The following is an 8,162-nucleotide window of genomic DNA, read 5'->3' on the forward strand; positions in this document are numbered from 1 at the left end:
CCGTCAAATTCTATCTTATCGAGGTTACCTTTAATAGGTACACCAGATCCTTCAATGTTTTTTATCGAGCGCTCGGTTACCGCTATTTTATTCCAATGCGGTACGTTTTGCTCATAATATGGCGGCAGGATCTTTTCGCCATAAGCCGAGCGTAGCTTAAATTCATCCTTAGTGAACGAATCGCGGTTGCGGGCCATGTACCACTTAAATTCACGCATAAAGTTTTCGGTGGTCAAAAACTCATTGTCGTTATCCTTAAGCTGCCGGTATGTTTTGTTGAGTGCCCAATGCACAGCCTGCCCAAAAGTAGCCGCCGGACTTTTACCCGATGGCACCCTGATCAAACATTGAAAATAAAAACGCAGCGGGCAATCCAGATAACTGCTCAGGTGGGTTACCGATAGTGTATAGTTTTGCAGCAGCTGGTTAATGTAGTTTTTATCCAGCAGCTCAACCTTGGGTTTATCAGTTTCGCTGAATTGTGTTGCCTGGAAATCAATCATATCTATAGCGTCCACTTTAGGGTATTGCACCTGCATATTGGTGCTGGCTAATATCTCTCCTATAAATTGGCTTGCTTCCTGGTCTTTATCCTTTTTATCTTTAGCAGAGTACGAGATCATAAGATACTGTTTGGCCCGGGTAACGGCCACATAAAACAGACGGCGAGCTTCTTCCTTTTGAGCGATCTCGTCGGATGATGCCCTTGTCAGTGTATCCGGGTAACTGAAGCCGCTGTTACGGCCTTTACTGTCCCAGGTGCGTTTATCGCAGCCGATGAAAAATACATATTCAAATTCAAGCCCTTTAGAGCCATGCGCTGTAAGGAAGTTAATGCCATTCTCTGAAAAAATAGTTTGATTAAGCTCCAGCCTGATCACGTGTTTCTTCATCATCTCAATGGTCGAGATCAGGTCATCCAGGCTGATGTCGGGCTTTTTGCGGCTTTCATCTTTCAGAAAATCAAAAAAGCTGGTGAGCATCTGCATGTAGCTGCCTTTATCCTGCTGCTGCATAATATATTTCAGGATGCCCATTTTGGCAATAACGCTTTGGAAAAGCTGCTGCAGCGTAACACTTACGGCCTCTTTAAGCAGGTAATCAATATTGCTTACAAGGTACCGCATCTCCTGTTGTTGGTCGGGCTGAAAAAGATCAGCCTGCTTGGGGGGCCTCATTTCGCTTACATAACGACGGATAGAGGTTTTAGGCTGATTATATGCTAAAGTGCCAAAGTTTTCCTTAAACACCGCCACACTTGCTTTGGCAATTTCGATAGGGGGGATGTTAAAGAAATCATAATGCATGATCTCGAATAACAGTTCATCGCCGCTGTAAGGTGAGTCAAGCTCCATGGCAAGATAACGCAGTATATTGATGATCTTTTCGCCAAAGGGCTGGGTAAGCACATCAATTTTGCGCTTGGTGTTTACCTGGATCTTTTGCACATCCAGAAATTTGATCATTTCTTCAACCTGGCTATGGTTACGGTAAATCACGGCTATCTCGCCCGGAGGCACACCATCGGCCACCAATTGTTTTATTTGGAGGGATACATCAACCAGCTCTTTATCCGGGTTTTCATATTCACGGATCACCGGCTGAACCAGTAGATTATTAAAACGCGGGTGCGAAGATTTTAAAGCTTTATCTAAATTAAGCTGACTGGTCAATCGCTCAAAATTATTATCGATGAGGGCTTTTGAAATATCAAGGATCTGCTGGTTGGAGCGATAATTATGTTTCAGTACTACAGTATATAATGTATCTACATAATCGTTGGCAAAATCAAGGATGTTTTTCATGTTGGCACCCTGAAATTTAAAGATCGACTGATCATCATCACCCACCACGAAAACGTTTGGCGTATCCCAGTAGTTAAGCAAAAAGCGAAGCAATTCATTTTGCGATCCGCTGGTATCCTGGAACTCATCAACCAGAATATATTGAAAGCGTTCCTGGTATTTACGAAGTATTTCTTCATTATCCCGAAAAGCGCGCAGTACCCAAATGATCATATCGTCATAATCATAGCGCTTTTTGGCATCCATTTTAAGCTTGTAGTTTTCAAACTCAGCAACGGCAGCTAATAGCTTTTTCATCACCTCATGTGCAGCGTCGATGTCTTTTTGCTTAGGATCGCCAACCTTGATGCCCGCTTTGGCGTTGGCCCGTTTATAAATAAATTCCTCGCGGTTGGGCAGATCTTCCAAATATTCATTTACCGCCTGTTCAATCATAGCGGCATCCCAGTTCTCTCGTTTCATGGTACTGAACAGACTTTTGAGGCGGGGCACATCATAATAAATATCACCGGTAAAGCGCTTCAGCAGGTGGTCGTTCGGAAACTCGTCAACCAGCTCACGAAAAAGCATGGCCGATTCCAGGTCAGATAATGACTCGAGGTTCAGCTTTCCGAAATACTCCAGGTTTTCCTGGATGATCTCATTACAAAAGGCATGAAACGTATATATATTAATGCGGTAAGCATCGGGGCCGATAAATTCAAAAAGGCGTTTGCGCATGGCCACCGCGCCGGCGTCGGTATAGGTAAGGCAAAGGATCTCGCTTGGTAAGGCATCGGTATCGGTCAGTATCTTGCCTATGCGGGCAGCCAGGATCTGGGTTTTACCCGTACCGGGGCCGGCCACAACAAGCACCGGGCCATCCATTTTATTAACTGCAGCAAGCTGCTCGGGGTTTAAACCCGCCAGCGCCTCTTTAAACTTATTGTTATATTTATTGAATGTAGGTTGCATAATATTTAGTAAAGATAAAAAAGGTTACGGCGCATTTGCAGCCATCATATTAAATCTGATATTTATGCCCGTATTATCAGATCATGGAAAAACCTTATCAGGGCAGGGTAATAGTTGAGGATAATTTCGATTATCTCAAAATTACTATTCCTGCAAAACGTAATTATCTCTTTTTAGTATATATATGTTTTTCGCTGGCTGTATGGGGATATATCGGATCGTCTGCTATTGATGAACTTTTGCATCCCTCAAGCGATTTTGGTCGTGGTTTTATGATATTTTGGATAAGCGGCTGGGCTCTTGGCGGAATTATGACTTTAAAAACGATTATCTGGCTGTTTTGGGGTGAAGAGATCGTTGAAATTGGTATGGGGACTTTCAGCATTAGCCGGAAAAACGATCTGTTTACCCGTGAAAAAGTTTATGACCTTAACGAGTGCAGGGAGTTTCGGATCAGGGAAGTGGATTCAGAATCCGACCGGAAACATTGGTTCATATTTTATTACAGAAATAAGGAAACGGGAACTATCGCATTTGACTATGGCATGCGCAACTTTTGCTTTGGAGAAGATCTTTATGAGCCAGAGGCTCAACACCTGCTTAGCGTTATGAAAAATAAAAAGGTATTAACAGAAAGCCAATTTAAATAACAGTGTTGACCTGTTAAAATATTGTAACCTCGGCGCACCTAATCCCTAACTATAACCCCATCCCGGTAGTAAAAAACGCACTCACACTTACCGGTAGCTTCCCCGTAGGCCTTAACCTCCCGCTAAGCACTTTCGCTGCCGACTGTTGCAACTCGGGCGACATCTGGTAGCAAACCACTAAGTTGCCTGCTTTTTCAAGGCCCGGTAATCCTGCTATAGTATAAGCATTGGCAAACACACTGAACGCCGTATTTTTGCGCGAAGCCAGATCGGCGATCATCAATTTTACATCACTGCTATAATCAAGTTTGCTTTGCGGGCGTAGACGGGTATCATGTATGCCCACAATAATTTGCTGATATTGCTTAAGCCAGTTCAGGATATTGGTAACTTCAAGGGCTGGGGCATCTTTATTAACTATAAATATGCGGCTGTTTGGAAAGTTTTTCACAACCTCCATCTGGAAAAGTGTTGGCGAGCTTACACCTATACTTACAATAGCCGTTTTTAAAAAAGGATTAAGCTTTGGTCCATTGTTTTTTAACTGTGTTACCGCTGCATCGCTTAGTTGCTGAACTAATGCTTTTGCTGCATCGCTGTTAATATCCTGGCTTAAGTTAACCGGTGATGTTGGCATATATTGATTAAGCCCTACCCAGTATTTGGCGGTTAAGATCTTCTTGATTCGGGCCTCAAATTCGGCCGCACTTACACTGCCATGCCTCAAGGCTCTACGGATCAGGCCGATAGCCCGGTCGGAGTTTTCAGATAATTCAATAATGTCGTTGCCTGCAATAAATGCCCTTACATCAGCTTCGCCGTTAGGGAAATATTTGGTTACGCCTTTCATTTCCATCGCATCCGATATCACCAGGCCTTTAAACTTCAGCGAGTCCTTTAAAATACGGGTTATGATAGGGCGCGAAAGGGTAGAGGGGAGTTTTGGCGTGTTATCTAACGATGGGATACCCATGTGCGCGATCATTACACCACTAATTCCCGCATTGATAGCTTCGCGAAAAGGGTACATCTCTAATGAATCCAACCTCGCACGGCTATAGGGTAGCAATGGTAAATCAAAATGTGAATCGACATTGGTATCGCCATGCCCCGGAAAATGCTTGGCCGAAGTAAGGAGACCGGCATCCTGCATCCCCTTAAAATAAGCGATGCCTTTTTTTGCCACGTTGTACATATTATCGCCAAAAGAGCGATAGTTGATAACCGGGTTGTTGGGATTGTTATTCACATCCATATCCGGCCCAAGGTTCATCTGCATCCCCAGTCGCTTAAAGTCATAGGCCACCTGCTGACCCATTTTGTAGATCAGGGTGTTATCCTGTATGGCACCAAGCGTCATTTGGTACGGATATGATATGGTAGAGTCGAGGCGCATGCCTAATCCCCATTCGCCATCCATGGTTATAATTAATGGTACTTTGGCCAGTTTCTGGTATTTATTAATAAGGTTGGCCTGGCGCACAGGGCCGCCCTGAAAAAACACCACGCCACCCAATTGCTGCTCCTTAATTACCTGGCCGACCGAATCTTCATAGGCTTTCCCCTTATTGGTATGCGCCCGCACAAATAACAATTGCGCCACCCGCTGCTTTCGGCTCATTTTATTGTAAACCGAGTCAACCCAGCGGTTTTGTTTGCCTAATAATTGGATATAGCTCTCTTTTTGAGCGAAAGCATCGGCAGTAAAAAATGTGAAGATGATAATTAACGGATAAAAAATGCGGGTTTTAGAAGCTTGCATAGGCCAAATGTAGCGTTATTCTGAATTTTTGATGAAAATGATGTTACAACTATTACAAAAATCAAACCGTTAATAAACCTTTACGTTTTTTATTAATCTATCACGTTATTAACATACATACAGGGAAAAGTCCGAGGCAACCGGTAAAGTAATTGGCCAAGGCTTTTCCCGCCACTTATTTAAAACAGAGAAAGACGATGAAAAAATTACTTTTTTTGGCGATATGCCTCTTTACCGTTGGTTCAGTTAGCGCGCAGGGATATTATTATGGTCCGCGTCACCGCCGCCCGCCCCGTCGGGTTGTTGAAAGGTCGCAGCCTCAACGCCGTTATGATGATTTTTACACCCCAAAAGTTGGCGTGGCAGTAGGCCTGAATGTTTCAAACACGGTTGATTCTTATAACAGCAACTACAGTTCAAGCTCAATTGCCGGCTGGCATGCAGGTTTAACATTTGATTTGCCTATTATTTACCCGCTGTCATTTGCTCCCGAAGTATTGTTTTCGCAAAAAGGATATGAAGTAAATGATCGGCAGGGGAAATTTACACAGCGCACCAATTATATCGATGTGCCGTTACTGGCTAAGTTTAGGGTGGTACGGGGTTTTAACCTGTTGGTTGGTCCGCAACTTACCTTTTTAACATCAACTAAAAACACTTACGAAAGCAACCTGGGCACCAGTATCGATCATATCGACAATGATGCCGGCCATAGCTATGTAGCCGGTGTTGTGGGGGTAAGCTTTGATATCAACCGCAATGTAGAGATCCGCGGTCGTTACAATTTCGACCTGGGCGAAAACCGACCTTATGCCGATCAGGACCTGCCTAATTATCGTAACCAGGTTTGGCAGGTTGGTTTAGGGTTTAAATTTCAATAGTTATATAACTGTTTTCACGCAAAGGTGCTAAGCCGCAAAGTTTGGAAATATCTTCTCTTTGCGGCTTAGTGTCTTTACGTGATTTTTAATTCTAATGCTATAGTTTATGTTTATTATGGCGTTCCCGTTAGTTAACGGGCCGGGCTGTACGTTCCAAGTCCTCGCCTGGCCGGCACACAAACCCGGCGCACGCTCCGGGCTTTCCTCTTCCATCCCTAACGCGAAAGACGGTTTACATATATAATATATACTACCATTCCCGGGGAGGGTGCGCTGACAGGATCCTTATTTCTTTGGGATAATAATTATTGATGCGGTTAGGCAAAAGCTTGGCCCAGCCAATCGGGTGCCCTTCAAAGGTCATCAGCGTCCAGCCTTTATTGGTTGTGGTTAACTCTATATTATCCCGGCGCAGATATTGGATAGCTTGGTCCTTATTAAGAGGTGTTTGCAAAACTGCATTCTTATTAATAATAAGGCTTAGAGCCAGTTCATGATCGGGGATCAGGTCTTTACCGGCAAGTTTCCCAATAATTACCCCCGATTTTTTAATATAAAGCTGCCTTTGTAATATATTGAGGCTTTCTTTATGGGCGCGGTTAATGGCCATCCAGTCTTCATTTACCTTAAAGTAATAAAAGTCATCGGGGTTATTAATATATGAACGTACCTGGTCAAGTTCTTTACCCGGCAATTTTTGCTGGGTGTTGTTTTTAAATGACGCCAGATCGCCGCTGTTTTCTTTTTTACGCAGGCATGAGGCAAATAAGCCTTCGCCTTTTACTTTACCCGGGTAAAAGCGGTAACCCCAGGCTTTTTTCTCCGCCGACTGCGTTTCAGCAATCCCCCATTCCTTATTGATAGGTATACGTACGCTTTCCAGTTCAAACTCACTGCACAGCCAGTCCACGATGTCTTCGTTTTCCTGGTGCGAGTAGGAACAGGTACTATATATAAGGTAGCCGTCTTCTTTTAAGGCCGGATAAATATCGGCAAGTATGCGTTCCTGCCGCTGGTGGCAAAGGTTCACATTCCCTTCCGACCATTCGTTCATCGCGTCCGGGTCTTTACGGAACATGCCAGAACCCGAGCATGGCGCATCAACGAGTATGATGTCGAAAAAGCTTTTCAACCTTCCGAAATCTTTAGGGTCATTATTGGTAACAATGGTGTTGGCCGTGCCCCACCGGTTTAAATTATCTGTTAATATAGGTACGCGGGTTTTTATGATCTCGTTTGCTACCAACAGATCAGTAGGCTGCAGGGCCGAATTTAGGAGGGTGCTTTTGCCTCCGGGCGCTGCGCAAAGGTCAAGTACTTTTATCTCATCCTCGTTATTTTGATGGATCGTTTTAAAAATATGGTCAATGAACATGGACGATGCTTCTTGTACATAATAGCAACCGGCATGAAAAAGCGGATCAAAAGTGAACGACGGACGGCTTTCCAGGTAATAGCCATTGGTACACCAGGGTATATTTTGTATGCTTTTTAAGGCAGATGGCTTAAAAGGATTAACCCTTATAGAGGTTGGAGCATCCTCAAACTGGTGTGCTTTTACAAAATTTTCTTCGTCGAAACCGTTTTCTGCACTTAATGATGCAATGAAATGCGGTGGGAAATTAAGCTCGTTCATATACATTTCAAATATACGCATTAGGTAAATGCCCGTCTTTACTTAATTATAGTAATAGCATCCGACCTGTTTGTGGTTAATTTACAGTGAGTTGTAAAATAGGTTTCATTATTTGAAAATATATCTTGGTTGAATGCGAGTTTTCTGTGTACATTTGTGACCGCTTTAGAAAAAAGGCGTTGTTTTTTGAAGGTTTAAAGCGAATGAAAAAAGATTTAAAAAAGTGAAATTTTCACTTGCTAAATCAAAATCAAATTCGCACCTTTGCAGCCCGCAAACGAGGAAACGAGGAGGCGTGATAGTTCATTAAAGGGTTAGAGAAGGGCGAAAAGAGGGAGAAAAAAAAGATTCAAAATCTTTTGTGAAAGAGAAAAGAAATTCGCACCTTTGCAGCCGCTTCGAAAAGGAGCGGAAGTTCTTAGAAAAGGTTTGAAAGGCGCTGAGGGGCAGAGAGAAAGAGAAAAGGAAATGCCG

At 43.4% G+C, this 8,162-nt stretch carries 5 protein-coding genes; 2 read left to right on the plus strand and 3 right to left on the minus strand.

Going from position 1 to position 8,162, the window contains the following annotated elements; all coding sequences use genetic code 11:
• On the minus strand, nucleotides 1-2,759 hold a 2,759-nt coding region (locus VF500_RS09575), incomplete at its 3' end, for an ATP-dependent DNA helicase (protein ID WP_330859461.1).
• Nucleotides 2,760-2,842: 83 nt separating this feature from the next.
• On the opposite strand from VF500_RS09575, the gene VF500_RS09580 reads away from it, so the two are divergent.
• The gene (locus VF500_RS09580) at nucleotides 2,843-3,409 is read left to right on the plus strand and encodes a hypothetical protein (protein WP_330859462.1); all 567 of its coding nucleotides are present in this window, start codon (nucleotides 2,843-2,845) and stop codon (nucleotides 3,407-3,409) included.
• 49 nt (nucleotides 3,410-3,458) lie between these two features.
• Here the strand turns inward: VF500_RS09580 and VF500_RS09585 are convergent, their stop codons facing one another.
• Complete coding sequence (locus VF500_RS09585) at nucleotides 3,459-5,171, minus strand: glycoside hydrolase family 3 protein (RefSeq protein ID WP_330859463.1); 1,713 nt, start codon at nucleotides 5,169-5,171, stop codon at nucleotides 3,459-3,461.
• A 197-nt stretch (nucleotides 5,172-5,368) separates the two neighbouring features.
• On the opposite strand from VF500_RS09585, the gene VF500_RS09590 reads away from it, so the two are divergent.
• The gene (locus VF500_RS09590) at nucleotides 5,369-6,052 is read left to right on the plus strand and encodes a porin family protein (protein ID WP_330859464.1); all 684 of its coding nucleotides are present in this window, start codon (nucleotides 5,369-5,371) and stop codon (nucleotides 6,050-6,052) included.
• Nucleotides 6,053-6,302: 250 nt separating this feature from the next.
• On the opposite strand, the gene VF500_RS09595 is transcribed toward VF500_RS09590, so the two are convergent.
• A complete protein-coding gene (locus tag VF500_RS09595; protein WP_330859465.1) occupies nucleotides 6,303-7,709 on the minus strand; it encodes a methyltransferase RsmF C-terminal domain-like protein in 1,407 nt (468 codons plus the stop codon).
• Nucleotides 7,710-8,162 lie beyond the last annotated feature (453 nt).

Source organism: Mucilaginibacter sp., from assembly GCF_036383575.1.
Classification (GTDB): Bacteria; Bacteroidota; Bacteroidia; order Sphingobacteriales; family Sphingobacteriaceae; genus Mucilaginibacter.

Bases quoted from the DNA above. Each gene is read 5' to 3' on its own strand.
- VF500_RS09585 (WP_330859463.1), bottom strand. From the start codon at position 5,171: ATGCAAGCTTCTAAAACCCGCATTTTTTATCCGTTAATTATCATCTTC.
- VF500_RS09590 (WP_330859464.1), top strand. From the start codon at position 5,369: ATGAAAAAATTACTTTTTTTGGCGATATGCCTCTTTACCGTTGGTTCA.
- VF500_RS09595 (WP_330859465.1), bottom strand. From the start codon at position 7,709: ATGCGTATATTTGAAATGTATATGAACGAGCTTAATTTCCCACCGCAT.
- VF500_RS09580 (WP_330859462.1), top strand. From the start codon at position 2,843: ATGGAAAAACCTTATCAGGGCAGGGTAATAGTTGAGGATAATTTCGAT.